The sequence below is a fragment of the Paenibacillus sp. JCM 18996 genome (assembly GCF_055392555.1).
Genome location: NZ_AP043884.1, coordinates 964237 through 981150 on the forward strand (window position 1 = coordinate 964237; position 16914 = coordinate 981150).

General features: G+C 48.9%; 14 protein-coding genes. 11 read left to right on the forward strand and 3 right to left on the reverse strand.

The features are described from left to right. Positions 1-175: 175 nt before the first annotated feature. Complete coding sequence (locus ACZ5N7_RS04705; protein WP_464657862.1) at positions 176-1372, reverse strand: ROK family transcriptional regulator; 1197 nt, start codon at positions 1370-1372, stop codon at positions 176-178. A gap of 185 nt (positions 1373-1557) precedes the next feature. On the opposite strand from ACZ5N7_RS04705, the gene ACZ5N7_RS04710 reads away from it, so the two are divergent. The 11 genes from ACZ5N7_RS04710 (at position 1558) to ACZ5N7_RS04760 (ending at position 13508) form a co-directional block, all read left to right on the forward strand. Beyond that, complete coding sequence (locus ACZ5N7_RS04710) at positions 1558-1986, forward strand: RbsD/FucU family protein (protein WP_464657864.1); 429 nt, start codon at positions 1558-1560, stop codon at positions 1984-1986. A 28-nt stretch (positions 1987-2014) separates the two neighbouring features. Continuing rightward, the gene (locus ACZ5N7_RS04715; protein WP_464657866.1) at positions 2015-3064 is read left to right on the forward strand and encodes an aldo/keto reductase; all 1050 of its coding nucleotides are present in this window, start codon (positions 2015-2017) and stop codon (positions 3062-3064) included. 179 nt (positions 3065-3243) lie between these two features. After that, entirely contained in the window at positions 3244-4038 is a 795-nt protein-coding gene (locus ACZ5N7_RS04720; RefSeq protein WP_464657868.1) for a sugar phosphate isomerase/epimerase family protein, read from the forward strand. Positions 4039-4053: 15 nt separating this feature from the next. After that, positions 4054-5022: a Gfo/Idh/MocA family protein gene (locus ACZ5N7_RS04725; protein WP_464657870.1), complete on the forward strand. Its 969-nt coding sequence runs from the start codon at positions 4054-4056 to the stop codon at positions 5020-5022. A 193-nt stretch (positions 5023-5215) separates the two neighbouring features. Then, positions 5216-6031, forward strand: coding sequence for an ABC transporter permease (locus tag ACZ5N7_RS04730; protein WP_464659147.1), 816 nt, complete (start codon positions 5216-5218; stop codon positions 6029-6031). A gap of 14 nt (positions 6032-6045) precedes the next feature. Further along, on the forward strand, positions 6046-6939 hold the full coding sequence (locus tag ACZ5N7_RS04735; protein WP_464657872.1) for a carbohydrate ABC transporter permease: 894 nt from the start codon (positions 6046-6048) through the stop codon (positions 6937-6939). A 59-nt stretch (positions 6940-6998) separates the two neighbouring features. Next, a complete protein-coding gene (locus ACZ5N7_RS04740) occupies positions 6999-8681 on the forward strand; it encodes an ABC transporter substrate-binding protein (protein WP_464657874.1) in 1683 nt (560 codons plus the stop codon). A 45-nt stretch (positions 8682-8726) separates the two neighbouring features. Continuing rightward, on the forward strand, positions 8727-9725 hold the full coding sequence (locus ACZ5N7_RS04745; protein WP_464657876.1) for a hydroxyacid dehydrogenase: 999 nt from the start codon (positions 8727-8729) through the stop codon (positions 9723-9725). Between the two features lie 166 nt (positions 9726-9891). Then, positions 9892-11289, forward strand: a complete 1398-nt coding sequence (locus tag ACZ5N7_RS04750; protein ID WP_464657878.1) for a hypothetical protein — start codon at positions 9892-9894, stop codon at positions 11287-11289. Between the two features lie 28 nt (positions 11290-11317). Next, positions 11318-12496: a Gfo/Idh/MocA family protein gene (locus ACZ5N7_RS04755; protein ID WP_464657880.1), complete on the forward strand. Its 1179-nt coding sequence runs from the start codon at positions 11318-11320 to the stop codon at positions 12494-12496. A 19-nt stretch (positions 12497-12515) separates the two neighbouring features. After that, on the forward strand, positions 12516-13508 hold the full coding sequence (locus ACZ5N7_RS04760) for a hydroxyacid dehydrogenase (protein WP_464657882.1): 993 nt from the start codon (positions 12516-12518) through the stop codon (positions 13506-13508). A 336-nt stretch (positions 13509-13844) separates the two neighbouring features. Here ACZ5N7_RS04760 and ACZ5N7_RS04765 read toward each other — a convergent pair whose 3' ends face one another. Together ACZ5N7_RS04765 and ACZ5N7_RS04770 are read right to left on the reverse strand one after the other, a co-directional pair. Further along, the gene (locus ACZ5N7_RS04765; protein WP_464657883.1) at positions 13845-13982 is read right to left on the reverse strand and encodes a hypothetical protein; all 138 of its coding nucleotides are present in this window, start codon (positions 13980-13982) and stop codon (positions 13845-13847) included. Between the two features lie 177 nt (positions 13983-14159). After that, positions 14160-16820 (reverse strand): LuxR C-terminal-related transcriptional regulator, encoded by a 2661-nt coding sequence (locus tag ACZ5N7_RS04770; protein ID WP_464657885.1) that lies wholly within the window; start codon positions 16818-16820, stop codon positions 14160-14162. Between the last annotated feature and the right edge of the window lie 94 nt (positions 16821-16914).

A 16914-nucleotide genomic window follows, 5' to 3' on the forward strand; every position in this document is an offset into this window, starting at 1 on the left:
GTATCCTTAGCCGATCGGAAAATGTCAGTCCGGAAAGTTCACGTCGTTCCAGAAATTCGGCATACCAAAAGTGCTGCGAAAAACTAGAGCAAGCGATAAAGGACATTGTTGGGCAGAAATAAACGTCTAATGAACAAAAGAACCTCTTAGTGCGAGGTTCTTTTGTCATATCTAACTAAGTGAAAAAAGATATCGAGATGTTCTTGTCGAAGGCAAAGTTGGCTGCACCCAAAGCACCGCCGATGTCCTTAAAAATGGATGTCCTGACCACGGTTTCGGAAGCTAATGGCCGCATCGCCCGCTGGTGCATGACTTTCGTGGCCGTTTCCACAAAAATCAGACTCGCGCTTGGTACTGTGCCCCCGAGGATGAAGGCTTCAGGATTAAATGTGTTAAGTAAATTAGCCATTGAGATCCCCAGATAAGAAGCAGCGGTTTTGACTACCTGAGCGGCGAGCATGTCTCCTTGCTCAGCAGCTGCGCAAACGTCGTGCATCTTAACCGTCTGTAGATCGATAATTTGATCGGAATATACCGGAAGATCAGAAGAACGGACCAGCTTGCGGTAATGCTGCTCCATAGCAGGTCCGGCCGATAGTGTCTGCAGACAGCCTTGATTGCCGCAAGGGCATAAAGGGCCATCCGGTTCGATCGTCGTATGTCCGATTTCGCCGGCTCCCCCCAGCGAGCCGGACAGCAACTGACGATCGATATAAACCCCCGCCGCAATCCCCATTCCCACACCGATATATATCATATTGTGATACTGCTGCCCGGCGCCGTACCGGCATTCAGTTAAGCCTCGGGCACGGTGCCGGTTGACAACAACGGTTTGCCAGCCGATCTCCCTGTGAATCAGCTCCGCGACCTGCACGTTGTGCCAATCCAGATCTGCCGCGCTTCGGATGATCCCATGTCCTGCATCGACCAAACCCGGCACACCAAGTCCAAGCAAAGGTACGGGCTTCGGTTCCAGACCATCCACGAACTGAGTGATTTGAGAGGCTAAAGTCCGAAACGTAGCCTCGGGCTCAAACGAGCTGACCGGAATTTTTACAGACTTCACCACATTGCCCATGAGGTCGAAAGCCCCCAGTGTCCAAACTTTGTTATCCAAATCCGCCCCGATGATAATACAAGAGCCCGGGGCCAGCTCAACGGTAGTGGCCGGACGACCTTTGGTCAATAGCCGGTTATCGGTTTCATAAACCAGATTGTTCTCAATCAGCTCCGCAATGGAGATGGAAATCGTGGCCCGGCTTAAGCCGGTCACACGGGTCAACTCGATCCTCGACATGCTGCCGTGGACGCGAAGCGTTTGCAAAATGGCCAGCTTACTGCCTTTTTGATCTTTAATATCGATTTGATTCATCGAATGCACCCTGTCGTCGAAGATTATTCCAATTATAACATATAAAAGTCGGGTAACAACACAAAGAGAACAAAGATAATTTAAATATTTACAGAAGGTTATTCTGGTGTTAAAATCTCCCTGTAAACATTTTAGAAAATTAAGAAAATTCGTACCTTTTAACAGTCCGATTTGAGGCCACAGAAATGTTAATAGGAATTCCGGCAATCCTTTCGCCCGACTTGGTAAAAATCATGATGGAGATGGGCCATGGGGACGAAATTGTGCTTGCAGACGGCAACTTTCCGGCCGCTGCGAACGCTCACAGACTGCTGCGGTATGACGGCCACAACATTCCCCCACTGCTTCAAGCGATGATCCCCTTGTTTCCGCTGGACTATGCAGTGGAAAGGCCGGCAGCGGTGATGTCGCTGCTTCCTGCGGATCCGGCACCGCCGGTATGGGGGACCTACTTGGAGCTGATCCGGTTTGTAAAGCCCGATTTTATTGATTTCGAACTGGTGGAAAGGTTTGCGTTCTACGAACGGGCACGAAGGGCCTATGCAATTATCGCTACAAGCGACGTTTCTTTTAAGGGGAATCTGATTTTGAAAAAGGGAGTCGTCCGCGAATAATAAAGATGGACAGAGGGGAGCTGCGGCTATGAAACGAAGGAAAATGGGGTCGTCGGGCCTCGAGCTGAGCGTGCTCGGAATGGGTTGCTGGCAATATGGCGGCGGCTCTTATTGGGGAAATCAGGATCAACGGGATGTTGACCAGGTCGTACACCAAGCTTTAGATTTGGGGATCAATTATTTTGATACGGCAGAGGTATATAACGACGGGGAGAGCGAGCGCTCGCTCGGACTTGCACTGAAAGGGTGCAGACATGAGGCGATAATCGGAAGCAAGATCAGTACGGCAAACGTGCGGGCGGATCTGGTGCGCAAGCACTGCGAAGGCAGTCTGAAGCGTCTCCAAACCGATTATATCGATGTCTATATGCTGCACTGGCCGGTAAATCCGCTGGCGGTGAAGCATTTTACATCGGACCACGAGCTAATCGCTAATCCGCCAAGTCTAGCAGACGTATTCGAGGGGCTACAGCGGTTGAAGCAGGAGGGCAAAATCCGTCACATTGGAGTCAGCAATCACGGTGTCAACCAGCTCGGCGAGGTGCTGCACACCGGAGCCCCGATCGCGACAAACGAGCTGGCCTATAATCTGCTGTCCAGAGCTATCGAAGAGGAAGTCTTGCCTTACTGCCGGAACGCGGGTATCGGTGTGATCGGCTACATGCCGCTGCAGCAGGGGCTTTTATCCGGTAAATACCAAGCCCTGGAGGAAATTAAGCCAATGCAGGCGAGGTCCCGGCATTTTCATCATTCCAGAGGACAGGGGACCCGGCATGGCGAAGAGGGGGCTGAACCGGAAATCATGGAGGCCTTAGTTCAAATCAGGCAGCTGGCGGATGAATTAAACCTTCATATGGGCGTACTGTCCCTGGCTTGGGCTATAGCGAATGAAGGGATCACTTCAACCATTGTCGGTTCCCGCAATGCCGAGCAGCTAATGCTGAACGCGCAATCCGCCCAAATTGAGCTTAGTGCGGACGTTCTGCGTCGGTTAAACGAAATTACCGAACCGGTGCTGCACAAGCTGGGAAATAATCCTGACTATTACGAGAATAGGCACAATAGTCGGGTCCAATAAACTAGACACCGATTTCAAAAGGGTTGTTTATTTTTTAAAAATGGCGAAGGAAGAATGAAAAAGAAATGTTTTGATGCATCTTAATTTAAATATTGACATAAAATAAAATGCAAACTAAGATAGAAGTAAATAAATGGAAACGCTTACAATAAACCATTTCATGGAGAGGATGTGCATTCATGTCAACCAAGTTTTCGTTATTTACGAAGCCTTGGAAAACGTTATCCGTGTGGGAGTTGTGCTCATTTGTAAAAGGAATGGGGTTTGACGGCGTCGAGTTTCCTCTCCGTGAAGGCTTTCAGCTCGAGCCTTCCCAGGCCGCTCAGCTGCCCCGTCTCGTACAGCAGTTTGCCGATCACGGCTTAAAGATATATAACGTGGCAAGCTCAACCGATGAACATGTCTTTGCCGCATGTGCCGAAGCCGAAATTCCGATGATCCGCGTCATGCCTGCGATCAAGCACGAGGACGGGGGCTATCTTGCATCGGAGCGCAAAGCCCGCGAGCAGTTGGAATCGATCGTTCCGCTATGCGAGAAATACGGTGTTCAGGTCGGAGTCCAGCAGCATTACGGCAATTATGTCGTGGACTCCATGGGTCTCAGACATCTTCTGCAGGGCTTCGATCAGAAGACTGTAGGGGCGATCTGGGATGCAGCACACGATGCGCTCGCCGGACAGCAGCCGGAGCATGGCCTAGATATCGTTTGGGAGCATTTGTGTATGGTTAACTTCAAGAATGCGTTCTACCGCAGACAGAACGGACCGGAGGCCGAGGTTGCGGAGTGGAAACCTTATTTCACCTCAGGCCGCCAAGGACTCGCCTCGTGGCCGAGAACGGCCGCTTATCTGCAAAAGCGCGGATATCAAGGTGTGATTTGCTTAACCGCCGAATACCATAATGAGCATGGCGTAGACCGTTTGATTAAAGAAGATATCTCGTTCGCTAAATCTTTATTCGAGAATCAGAATTAAGGGGGTACTTACCGCATGTCCTCTAAATTTAAAGTAGCGATGATCGGCGCCGGCCGTATGGCGAACTCTGTACATTATCCTTCGCTTGCATCCTTCGAGGATGTAGAAATCGCAGCCATTTGCGACTTATCTCTAAAGGCGTTAAACGAAACCGCTGACAAGTACCATGTTGCCGGCCGCTATGACGATTACCGCAAAATGGTGCAGGAAGTGAAGCCGGACGCCGTTTATGTCATCGGGCAGCCTCATCTGATGTTCGACATTTGGATGTGGTGCCTGCAGCAGGGACTTCACCTTTACATAGAAAAGCCGCTCGGCATCACGATTCATCAGGCCAGGATGCTCGCTTATACCGCGGAAAAAAACAACTGCATCACCCAGGTCAGCTTTCAGCGCCGCAGTACACCCATGGTGATGAAGCTGAGGGAGGAATGCTTGAAGCGCGGACCGATCACCCATGCGGTTTGCAGGTTCTATAAATCGGAGATGCAGCCTTATCTTCATGCCCGGGACCGGATGATGGACGATACCGTCCATTCGATAGATACGCTGCGCTGGATGTGCGGCGGGGAGGTCGTCAAGGTGGAAAGCACCACCAAGCGCGTCAACGTTCCGGATATCAATTTTATTTCGGCGACAATGCATTTTGATAACGCTTCCGCCGGTTACTTAATCAACAGCTGGTCCAGCGGCAGGCGGATTTTCTCGGTCGAGATGCATGCCCCGAACATTTGCGCGGAAGCCGAGCATGAGCGCAAGGGCGTACTTTATGCCGATGGAGATACGCAAGGCGTCGAATATGACGCCAGGGAGATCGGCGAGGGAACGGAGCTTTACCAATATGCCGGATTCCGCACGAAGCATAGGGAGTTTATAGACTGTGTCAAGGCAGGGAAGCTGCCCTCGTCTCATTTTGGGGATGCGCTGAAGACGATGGAAGTGGCCGAGATCATATTGGCTCAGGCTCTTCTGGAAGGAAGATGATGAAGCCTTAAGAAGATCCCGGTTGGAAAGGAAAGGGGATGCGATCGTGGAGATTGCTAATGTGAAAGAAAAAACAGCGGTCCGAATCTCGGGCAAAGTGACTCGCCTAGGCCGGGATATGCTCCGTGTATGGCAGCTTTACGTGCTGATGGCTCTGCCGTTCGCTTATATTGTCATTTTCAAATACGTGCCGATGTACGGCGCCCAAATCGCGTTCCGCAATTTTTCGGCGGTCAAAGGGATCTGGGGCAGCACGTGGGTAGGCTTTGCGCACTTCATTCGTTTTTTTGAATCGTATGAATTCTGGAACATTATGTGGAACACGGTCGCCCTTAGCTTTTACCAGCTGATTGCCGGTTTTCCGTTCCCGATTCTGCTGGCGCTGAGCTTGAACTATGTCAAGCACGAAAAGTTCAAAAAGACGGTGCAGATGGTCACCTACGCCCCGCACTTTATCTCAGTTGTCGTGATGGTCGGCATCATCTTTCAGATGCTTGATCCCCGGATCGGCATCGTCAATATTATCCTCAAAGCGTTCGGCTTCGAGGCCGTCAACTGGTTAGGCGATGCCGATTATTTCCGCAGTATTTATGTCTGGTCCGGCGTCTGGCAGAATGTCGGCTTCAGCTGCATTATCTACCTCGCGGCACTTGCCGGCATCGATCCGTCGCTTCATGAAGCAGCGGTGGTGGACGGAGCGAGCAAGCTGCGGCGCATGTGGCATATCGATCTTCCCGGCATCCTGCCGATTGCCGTGATCCTGCTTATTCTGGAAGTCGGTCGGATGCTTGAGATCGGCTTTGAGAAATCGTTCCTGATGCAAAACCCCTTGAATCTCACCACCTCGGAGATTGTTGACACCTACGTGTACAAAGTGGGCCTCGCCTCGAATGTGGTCAACTTCTCCTACTCCTCAGCGATCGGCCTGTTCAAAAATGTCATCAACCTGATTCTTCTCATCACGGTCAACCGCATAGCTAAAAAATTGGGCCAGAGCAGCTTATGGTAAAGAGGAGGGAGTCTATGAACGCAAACATTAGAGAGTCAGCCGGCGACCGGATTTTTAATGTGGTTAACTATGTCATACTCAGCCTTTTTTTCCTGACCGTACTGTATCCTCTGGTCTATATTTTAAGCGCTTCCTTCAGCTCGAGCGATGCCGTTATTTCCGGAAAAGTATGGCTGTGGCCGGTCGATCCGGGCCTTAAGGGCTACAAAGCGGTGTTCGAGTACAAAGCGATCTGGATCGGCTTTGGCAATTCCCTGCTGTATACGGTTGTCGGCACGGTCATCAACGTCATTCTCACGATTGTGGCGGCCTATCCGTTATCCCGCAAAGATTTTGTCTTCCGCAATGGAATCATGTTTATTTTTGTCTTCACGATCATGTTTTCCGGCGGGATTATTCCGAACTACTTGCTTGTAAAGGATCTGGGCCTGCTGGACACCCGTTGGTCCATGATTTTGCCTTCCGCCCTCAGCGTGTTTAACGTCATTATTACGAGAACTTATTTTCAAACGAACATCCCGCATGAAATGCTGGAGGCTTCCCAGGTGGACGGCTGTACCGACTGGAAGTTTCTCCTCCGCATCGTGCTTCCGCTTTCCGGGCCGATTATTGCTGTGATTACCTTGTTCTACGCCGTGGGCCATTGGAATTCCTATTTCAACGCCCTCCTGTATTTAAAGGACCGCAGCCTGTATCCGCTTCAGCTCGTCCTTCGCAGTATTCTTGTGCAAAACCAGATTGACCCGAGTATGGTTACCAGTGAAGAGGACCTCGTTGCAAGGCAGGGATTGGCCGATTTACTGAAGTATTCCCTGATCGTCGTTGCAACAGTTCCAGTTCTCATCATTTATCCATTTGTGCAAAAGCACTTTGTCAAAGGCGTGATGATCGGTTCAATTAAAGGGTAGCCGCATCCAGGATCCACCGCACGGAAATTTCGAAATTACCGTATAGGGAGGTCAAAGGCATGAAAAAAACTTTGAAAATGGTGCTCTCTTTGGGAATTGCCTCAGCGCTGATACTGTCAGGCTGCTCGAAGGAAACGCCAGCACCTGCCGGCAAAGAGGGCGGAACGAAGGAAAGCGCGAACGCATCGAAGGTGAATCCCCCTGGAAAGTTTCCCGTGGTTAACGACAAGATTACGTTAAAGGTTTTTGTCGCCGGCAATGCGCTGGTCGAAAATTTCGAAACCAACGGCTATACCAAGTGGTTGGAGGACAAGACGAACGTGCATGTGCAGTGGATTGTGGCCGATGTCAAAAACTATAAGGAGCAGCTGAACCTTGCCCTGGCAAGCGGCGATTTACCGGACGTTATTATGAATGTCGACGTCTCTCCGGAGCAGCAGATGATTTATGGCGAGCAAGGCATCTTCGTCTCGTTTACGGATCTCATTGAGAAATACGGCGACAACACGAAGAAGATTTTCCAGGAGATGCCGGAAGTGAAGGGCGCGATTACCGCACCCGGCAATAAAATCTACAGCTTGCCTTATATTAATGAATGCTACCATTGCTCTCTCGATTACAAGATGTACGTCTATAAGCCGTGGCTCGATAAGCTAGGACTGAAGGAGCCGACTACGACTGAGGAATTTTATCAAATGCTGAAGGCGTTTAAGGAAAAGGATCCGAACGGCAACGGCAAGGCGGACGAAATTCCACTCGTAGGCGGAATCTCCACAGGTAGCGGTCCGTCTAAATCGCAGATCGATGTGTGGATTATGAACTCGTTTATTTATGATGACGGCTACAAGCGCATGCTTGTGAAAGATGGAAAAATCGACGTCGCCTACAATAAAGATGAGTGGAAGGAAGGCTTGAAATACATGAACCGCCTGTTCAAGGAAGGGCTTCTGTCGAAGGAGTCGTTCACGCTGGACAGAGACGGTTTGAAAAAAATCGCCGAGAATCCGAATATCGCCATCGGCGGCGCTATCCCGGCACACTCGCCATCGGATATCACCATCGTGGAAGGCTCGAGCAACCGCTGGCTGGACTATCAACCGATCGCACCTGTGAAAGGGCCGAACGGATACCAGAAGACGACATGGCTGGCCTATGATAAAATCCGGGGCGGCAACTTTATCATGACAAGTGCCAATAAATATCCCGAAGCGACCATGCGCTGGGCCGACTTCATGTATGATTTTGAAGCGAATCTGTATTCCAACTTTGGTGTGAAGGGCTCCTCGTGGGATGATGCCAAACCTGGAGATAAAGGTCGTGACGGCAATCCGGCTAAATACCGGCTGCTGGTTCCATTCGGGCGCGTGCAAAACGAATCGTGGTCGCAATACGGCTTAAATTACCGGACCGACAAGGATTGGTATGCCGGTCAGGCCGTGCTCAAGCAGCCGGATAAAGAAAAGATGTACTATGATGTGACCAAAAAGAATTACGAGCCTTATAAACCGAAAATCGATGAAATCGTGCCTCCTCTGTTTTTCGCTCCAGCCGATGCTCAGCAGCTCGCCGAGCTGGACAAAACGATCAACGATTACGTGAAGACGAAGACTGCGAAATTCATTATCGGTGAAGCGGATATCGACAAGGAATGGAGCAACTATGTAAGCACTCTCGATAAAATGAACTTGAAGAAATATCTGGAGATTTACCAGAAAGCGCTGGATGCCAAAAAGAAAAAATAATCTGCTCCCATCAATCAGGGCGGATATTAGAAAGGAGTGAGACACTTGCGGAAAATCCTTGTGTTAATTCAGAATGACTTGATCTCTTCCTTTTTCAGCGAGCAGACTATGGCGGAAATCGAAGCGCTAGGGGAAGTGGAATGGAATCCGTTCGACCGCGCTTTGACGGAAGAGGAGCTGATTGCACGCATCCCGGGCGTGCATACGCTCGTTACCTCATGGAGGACGACACCGGTGACGGATATTGTGTTGGATGCTGCGGATGAGCTAAAGCTTGTGGCGCATATGGCCGGTTCGATCCGTCCGGTATTTCCAAACTGGTCCGTCTTTGACCGGGGAATCCGGGTGCTCAACAGCAATTTTGCGATCGCCGTCTCGGTCAGTGAAAATGTGCTGGCGTTGGTGCTGGGGCTCGGACATAAAATATTATCGGTGGAACGCGAAATGAAGCAGGGATTGACCAAAAAACACGCCGGGATGGAAACGTTCGAGCTGCGCGACAAAACTGTGGGATTGGTCGGCCTCGGCATGGTCGCCCGCGAAGTCATTAAGCTGCTCCGGCCATTTGGCGTGAAAGTGTTGGCCTATGATCCGTTTGTACCTGAGGCAACGGCCCGGGAGCTTGGTGTGCAGTTGTCGGCGCTTGACGAGGTAATGGCGGGCTCAGACATTATTTCTCTGCATGCGCCCAAGGTGCCGGAGACCTACCGGATGATCAGCCGCCAGCAGCTTTCGCTGATAAAGGACGGCGCCCTGTTCATCAATACGGCCCGCGGAGATCTGGTTGATGAATCCGCATTGCTGGAGGAACTGAAGAAGGGGAGGTTCTACGCCGCACTCGACGTGTTCGAGGTTGAACCGCTTGCGGCGGAGAGCGAGTTCAGGCACCTACCCAACGTGATCGCCCGGCCGCATCTGGCCGGTGTGAATCCGGACTCCCGGCTGCGGATCGGCAGGCTCATGGTGGAAGACATTCGGAGAATGTACCAACAGGAGCCGTTGCTGTTCGAGGTAAAACGGGAACAGCTCGCTATCATGACATGACGGGATAAATCCAAAGCCGTACCTAACATGAGTTTTATCAGCTTCGACGTCTTTGACGCTCTATGCGGCTTGTCCTTTAGCAGGCCGCTAAAATTTTGACTTGTTTGAAGATATAATTTAATTCTTTACTAAACATAATATAGAATTCTTATAGGGAGAGGGTTATATGAAGCCTTACGATATTTCAATTGAAGGCATTAAACTCTATTATTTGCCGATTGAAACCCGAGTTCCCTTGAAATTTGGTGCGGAGGTGCTGACGCATGTCACCTGCGCAAGAGTATGTATTCGGACAATAAACCGGCAAGGTAAAAGCGCGGAAGGTTGGGGAGAGACGCCCTTGAGCGTACAATGGGTGTGGCCCAGTTCGTTAAGCTATGAGGTTCGTGAGCAAACCCTGAAACAGATTTGTGAAATGATCGCCAAGGATTTAGCGCAATGGAAAAAGAAGGGGCATCCTTTTGAGCTTGGCTATCGGTATCAAAAGCAGCGGCTTCTTGAGCTTGTCGACCGTTTTAACGCCTTATCCGGTTTGTCGGAGCCTGTGCCTTATTTGGCGGCGCTCGTTTGCTTTTCCCTATTTGATATCGCACTCTATGATGCCTATGGGCAAACCAATGAGGTTCCCGTATATCAAACCTTTAACGGCTATTATATGAATGCGGATCTTTCCGTGTATTTAAGGCCGGCTGAAGATACTGATGTTTCCTTTGATGGCTTATATCCTGAGGATTTTTTCCAAATACCGCCTGAGAGGGCGCTGCTCGCCTGGCACTTGGTCGGCGGTAAGGATAAGCTGTTTGCCCATGAGCTTACAGGTGACGAGACGGATGACGGCTATCCTTACACGCTGGAGGATTGGATTGAACGCGATGGGCTGCAATGCCTGAAAGTCAAGCTGACTGGAGATGACTCGGATTGGGACTATAACCGGCTTGTCCAGGTAGGGCAAATTGCTCTAAGACGTAAAGTGACTTGGCTTACGGCCGATTTTAATTGTCAAGTAACCGACTGCGATTACGTAAATCATATATTGGATCGCTTAATGGTGGAGCAGCCGGATATTTTTAAAGCGATCCTGTACATTGAACAGCCGTTCCCGTATGATCTGAAGGCGTATCGGCTGGATGTTCGCAGTGTGAGTGCCAGAAAGCCGCTCTTTATGGATGAAAGCGCTCATGACTGGGAGCTGGTTAAGCTGGGCCGGACGCTCGGATGGACGGGAGTCGCGCTCAAAACGTGCAAGACACAAACCGGCGCTATGCTCAGTATGTGCTGGGCCAAAGCGCATGGCATGACGCTGATGGTGCAGGATTTAACCAACCCGATGCTGGCGCAAATCCCGCATGTTCTTCTTGCTTATCATGCCGGAACGATTATGGGTGTGGAAACGAACGGGATGCAGTTTTACCCGGAAGCCTCATCTTATGAAGCGCGATTTCATCCCGGGTTATACAACCGTCAGCATGGGAAAATACGGTTTGACAGTGTAAAAGGGAACGGATTCGGCTACGATTTGGCGGCAAGCTCCAGACCATTACCTGATCCAGCGGTAAATTTATAGCTGTCGGAAAGGTGGTGACATCAACATCATGCAGCGAAAAATAAACATCGGTTTAATCGGCTTGGGCAATATGGGGCAGCATTACTTGGAATTGCTATCCAAGATGCCCGGCTGCCGGGTCGATTCCATCTGGAGCCAGACGGAAGAAAAGGTCCGGAAGCTGTCCGCTGAATATCAGGTCCGTGGCTACACAGATCTTACGGCTATGCTGGATGCGGGCGGATTGGATGCCGTCATTGTGGCCACACCTCATTACCAACACACCCACATGTCCATAGAGGCTCTTCGGAAAAATTTGCATGTTTTGGTGGAAAAGCCGATAGCAGCGCACATCAAAGACGCCTATCGTATGTTGGAAGCGCATGAGGAACAGAAACGGCTTCAACCGGATCTCGTTTTTGCCGCCTTTTATCAGCTGCGAACATCTAAACACTGGGTCAAGATCAAAAAAATGATTTCCGAAGGCCGGCTGGGGAAGCTCATGCGCTTTTCCTGGATAAATACAAGCTGGTTCCGGCCTCAGGCTTATTTTAACGTCGGTAATTGGCGGGGTACTTGGAAAGGGGAAGGAGGGGGAGTGCTGTTAAACCAGTGTGCCCACAACATTGACCTGTTATGGTGGCTTTTCGGGCTGCCCGAAGCGATTACGGCTACCGCTTCTTTTGGTAAGTATCATCATATTGAGGTGGAAGACGAGGTTCACTCCATCATGGAGTACGCGAATGGATTGATTGGCAGTTTTATTGCCTCCACCTCCGAGAGCCCGGGCACCGATCGTTTGGAGATTGCCGGTGAATACGGTAAGCTGGTGTGTGAGAATAAAAAGATTAAGCTTTATTTAAATTCCGCATCGGCACTTGAATACATTCAAACCTCTCAGGATGCGTTTGGTACACTGCAGCATGAATGGACCGAGTTCGATTTGAGCGATGCCGGAGATCCGGGCCATGAAATCATCTTGTCGGACTTCCTGCAGGCCATTACCGAGCGTAAAGCTCCGTTGGTCCCAGCTGCGGAAGGCATAAATTCGCTTATGATGGTTAATGCCATGATATTATCCGCTGTCCAGGGCTACAAGCAGTATTTACCGATTAACGCTGATGAATATGAACTTACGCTGAACAAAATGATTCATAATTCTGCGTATCGCAAACCGGAAATCGACAACAGCGCCATTAACATAGATATTAAAGCTTCTTTTCATTAAACGACCAGGAGGGCCTCCTATGAAAATGAAAGCATTCGTGTTACCACCCGAATCCCGTTTGAAAGAAGTATGTTCCGAGAAGTGCCGTGCGCTACTAAATGAATATTTTGATACGACCTGGAATCAGATAGGGCGGGATTACACAAGGGAGGAGCTGGTCAACATGATCAGCGAGGCGGAAGTGATCCTTACCAGCTGGGGATCTCCGGGCATTACCGAAGAAGCTCTAGAGAAAGCGGTTAAGCTTCGTGCCGTCGGGCATGCGGCGGGTACGGTCAAGTATCTTGTTCCGAAGCCAATCTTCTCCAAAGGCGTACGTGTCTTTTCAGCAGCACCGCGAATCGCATTAAGCGTGGGGGAATATTGTCTGGCGTCGCTACTTGCGTCGCTGCGTTATTTGCCCACTTTCGATGCGTCGCTTCGCGTCGGACAGTGGAGAGAGCTGGGGCTAAAAGGGAGAGAGCTGACGGGAAGCACGATCGGTATCGTCTCCGCCAGCTCTACGGCACGGGCTTTTATTAAGCTGCTGGCTCCTTTTCATGTGAATGTGCTCATTTATGACCCTTACTTGAGTGAGGAAGCAGCGGCCCAATTAAACGTGACACGGGCAACGCTTGAGGAAGTCATGAGCTGCCCGATTATTTCCGTACATGTTCCGAATCTGCCGGCCACCGAAAGAATGTTAAGCCGTGAGCTCATCACCCGGATACCGGACGGAGCCATCTTCATCAATTCGTCCCGCGCTCAATGCCTCCACGAGCAAGCCTTCATGGAAGCATTGGAAAGCGGACGTTTCTTCGCAGTGCTCGATGTGTTCGAAAAGGAACCGCTAGCCGCCGATCATCCTGTCCGCAGGCTGCCGAATGTATTGCTGACACCACACGTGGCTGGTGCCTCGGTTCAAGGCCATTTGGCGCTGATGGAAGCCGTTGTAGAGGATATCATCCGAGGTCTACAGGATGAGAAAACATCCTACGAAGTCAGCGAAAAGATGTGGGAGATCATGGCTTAATTTTTTTGCGGAAAACAGAGGGAAAAGGATAAGGGATCGCTGTGACACAAAGTTCCCCTTAATTTGTTTTTTGAGGGGAACTTTGTGTCATCAGAAAGGGTAATGAAACTTCCACGGGCGCAAAGTCTTTTTGAGTACATATGTACAAAATACGGATTTTGTGAAGTAGTATTTTTCCAAAATGACAATTTGTTTAATTGTTTTATTTTTCCAATGGTTCTTTCTCCAGATTACTTCTTCCAAGCAAAGTTTTTAGTCGGGATGAATCTGCGCCGTTTTTTTTATATGGTATATGGAAATCAAAAAGTGCTGTCGCCAGCCAAATTTTGTGGAACATTACCATTTGGCTGTTGCTTCGGATGTCACTTCTTCTTGGCGTTGTAAGAAATCCAACATTTCGGCCGCTTGAGTTAAGTCCACGTCAATTTGCTTCAAAATTTTGTGAATGTCCAGCTGCACTCTTAAGCTTTTCATATTAACATCTCCTATCCTACCTGATCTTGTTCCATATGGATTTAGCAACCAAAAAAGCATACTTGGCCACTAGTGTTTATCAACTTTTGTAACCCTTTGTCTTACTTTAAGACGATTTTGACAAAATAAAAATCCCCCATTTGGGGGATTTTAGCGGGACTGTTACGAGGTCTTCCGCTATAGCAAATTCAACTCTCTTCCGCGATGAAGCGCCTGCCATTTGTTATTGACTTCAAGCTTACGGTATATATTTTTGACATGGCTCTTTACCGTCTCAGCTGTGACCTGGATCTCTGCCGCTATCTGTTTGTTTGACAATCCCATCTCCATCATTCGCAGTACCTTTAATTCCTGCCTCGTTAATAGCGATTCGAAGGCTAAAGACTCATTCATCTCAACCTTCATAAGCTGAAGCAGCTTTTTGACGTATAGCAAGGATACATTTGCTGACTTACTCATTTGCTTTTTTTGCACGTATTGGTTCAACAAATAGGCCATCCTCGGCCCTTCATCGAGAAAGCTCCGAATGTACTCCCCTGGTTCTGCCCATCGTAGAGCGGCTTCCAGTTTAATAAGTGCATTCACCCTATCTCCTTTTCGTTGAAGGGCCATGCTTTGCAGAATGGAAACTTTTATTATATCCCTAAGTCGATCTTCAACATGGACGACTTCATACAAGTGTTCGAGCAGTGGCAGAGCATCGTTCACCCGCCCACATTCCGTAAGCGCCCTCGCCAAATAAACATATTCTGTGAACTGGCTCAGTGGGACCGTGTCGGTATGTCTGATTCCACACGTTTCCAGCCAAGCGGTTACATTGTCGAAGGAGCCGTTAGTCAGTGACAAATTCGCCTTCTCTGCGTCCAACTTTTTCTCAAAAATATTTTTATCGGGTGAATCGATCTTCAGCTTAACTTGCTCAAGCAGTTCAAAAGCTTTTGCCGTATCTCCCTTAGCCTGACAGATCCGTGCATAGCTGATGGCTGCACCCATTAAAATAAGGCCATAAGGCTGCATGCACTTTTGCATTAGTGCTCTTTCCGCATAGACAGCAGCCTCTTCCAGACGATTCCATTCATATAAAAGAAAGCTGTAAGTGATATAAAAAAAACCGACGTAAGGGTAATTTTTCTTGTTCTCCCAGACCTTGATCCACTTATAAAAGAATCCATCCGCTTCATGCAAATCATTGAAAAAAACCAATAGAGAATCAAAATTTGTCGTATACGAGTTTGCTTCAATCATCTGAATATAGCTGCCTTCCGGCATATGTTTCTCAAACATTTCCAAATATTCGTTCGTTCGCTTAAAGTCTCTCCGGTAAAAGGAAATCGCCGCGGACAAATAAAGATACGTGCCGACGAACGGTTTCCAATCCGGATCGGACAGCTTGTCTTCCATCATTCGAAGCTTTGAACCTGCCAGTTCCATTTCTTCGGACTCGGCCAATACTTTCACATAAAGAAATTGTACCTCCGGTTTCCCCGTTAGACAGGACTCGGGCAGCAGACTAAACCATCTGTGCAGCACACCGCTCCTCAGCTGCATGTCGAGCAAGTGCTTTTCAATTAGGGAAGCGGCTTCGAGGTGATGCTCGCCCATAAGCAAGTGATCCACCGCCTCCTCATATAATCCATGCTCCTCCAGCCAGCACGCTGCACCAACATGCAAAGGTTTCCACCGTGCCGAACGCTTCTGCCGAAGATGCTTTCGCAAAAAATCGGAAAATAAGTGATGATATCGATACCATTCCCGCCGTTGATCCAGAGAAACGATGAACAGGTTTTGCTGATCCAGCAGTTCCAACAGTTCCTGGGAATTGGATAGTCCGGTTATCGCGTTGCAAAGAGATCCATTCATCCTGTTTAATATCGAAGTTTCCAGGAGGAAAACTTGCATCTCCTCGGATTGGCGGCTGAGAACCTCCTGAAACAGATAATCTGATATATTACGGTGTTCACCGCAAAAAGCATGAATAAAATCGTTAAAATTAGTGCTTGTGTTCAGCGAGATTGCTGCAAGGTGCAGTCCGCTTATCCATCCTTCCGTGCGACGAACGAGCATAGATATGTGATGTTCGGACAAAGAAAACCCCATGCAATCCCGCAGGTAACGAATTCCCTCATCGAGTTGAAATCGCAAATCCTGACTTGTAATTGTAACGACTTGGCCTGTAGACTGCAATCTTGCCGTAGGAAATGGCAGTTCCGCACGACTTGCTATATATAGATGAATGTGACCGGGTAAAAGCTCAAGTAAACGCGCAACCGAGGCATGGATTGAGGATAAACTTATCGAGTGAAAATCATCAAAAATAACTACCAGTTCATCGGAAAAGCTGCTAAATTCATGAATCATTGCTGTGATAAAAGGCTCAAAGGTTCCGGATTTGAGCGTGGATAAACACGGGTTCATGGCTTTGGCAAAATTCGGTCGCTTGCTGTCGATAGCCGCAATTCCATATTTCCAGAACTGGGTCAAGTCATTATCCAACGGGTCCAAAGAAACCCATGCACAAGGTACGCCGTTCTGCTGTACCCACTGACTCAAAGCCGTTGTCTTGCTGTATCCCCCAGGAGCCGTAACAACCGTTAGTTTCTTTTTTAATCCTTCACTTAGCAAATTCATGATCGCTGGACGTTCAACAAGTAACTCTCTTCGCAAATGTGGAATATGCAATTTCGTATTAACAATCACGACATGACTCCCCTGTAACTTGCTATAAGTAACCTTTCTTAAATTATAACTCATTTCACAACAAATGAGCAATTTGGTAGAATAAGCCACGGATTTTTGGATTGAACGGACAGCGACGAAACGAAAAATGGCCCTCTCCATTTAGGACAGGCCATTTTCATTAAAATATTTTCTTTTAAAATGTATCGTAAACTAACATACCGATCGAAAAATCCTCGAGCCGACTTTTTTCGTT

Excerpts from the sequence above, each read along its gene's own strand:
- ACZ5N7_RS04705 (WP_464657862.1), bottom strand. The coding sequence starts at position 1,372 with ATGAATCAAATCGATATTAAAGATCAAAAAGGCAGTAAGCTGGCCATT.
- ACZ5N7_RS04710 (WP_464657864.1), top strand. The coding sequence starts at position 1,558 with ATGTTAATAGGAATTCCGGCAATCCTTTCGCCCGACTTGGTAAAAATC.
- ACZ5N7_RS04715 (WP_464657866.1), top strand. The coding sequence starts at position 2,015 with ATGAAACGAAGGAAAATGGGGTCGTCGGGCCTCGAGCTGAGCGTGCTC.
- ACZ5N7_RS04720 (WP_464657868.1), top strand. The coding sequence starts at position 3,244 with ATGTCAACCAAGTTTTCGTTATTTACGAAGCCTTGGAAAACGTTATCC.
- ACZ5N7_RS04725 (WP_464657870.1), top strand. The coding sequence starts at position 4,054 with ATGTCCTCTAAATTTAAAGTAGCGATGATCGGCGCCGGCCGTATGGCG.
- ACZ5N7_RS04730 (WP_464659147.1), top strand. The coding sequence starts at position 5,216 with ATGTACGGCGCCCAAATCGCGTTCCGCAATTTTTCGGCGGTCAAAGGG.
- ACZ5N7_RS04735 (WP_464657872.1), top strand. The coding sequence starts at position 6,046 with ATGAACGCAAACATTAGAGAGTCAGCCGGCGACCGGATTTTTAATGTG.
- ACZ5N7_RS04740 (WP_464657874.1), top strand. The coding sequence starts at position 6,999 with ATGAAAAAAACTTTGAAAATGGTGCTCTCTTTGGGAATTGCCTCAGCG.
- ACZ5N7_RS04750 (WP_464657878.1), top strand. The coding sequence starts at position 9,892 with ATGAAGCCTTACGATATTTCAATTGAAGGCATTAAACTCTATTATTTG.
- ACZ5N7_RS04755 (WP_464657880.1), top strand. The coding sequence starts at position 11,318 with ATGCAGCGAAAAATAAACATCGGTTTAATCGGCTTGGGCAATATGGGG.
- ACZ5N7_RS04760 (WP_464657882.1), top strand. The coding sequence starts at position 12,516 with ATGAAAATGAAAGCATTCGTGTTACCACCCGAATCCCGTTTGAAAGAA.
- ACZ5N7_RS04765 (WP_464657883.1), bottom strand. The coding sequence starts at position 13,982 with ATGAAAAGCTTAAGAGTGCAGCTGGACATTCACAAAATTTTGAAGCAA.
- ACZ5N7_RS04770 (WP_464657885.1), bottom strand. The coding sequence starts at position 16,820 with ATGGAGAGGGCCATTTTTCGTTTCGTCGCTGTCCGTTCAATCCAAAAA.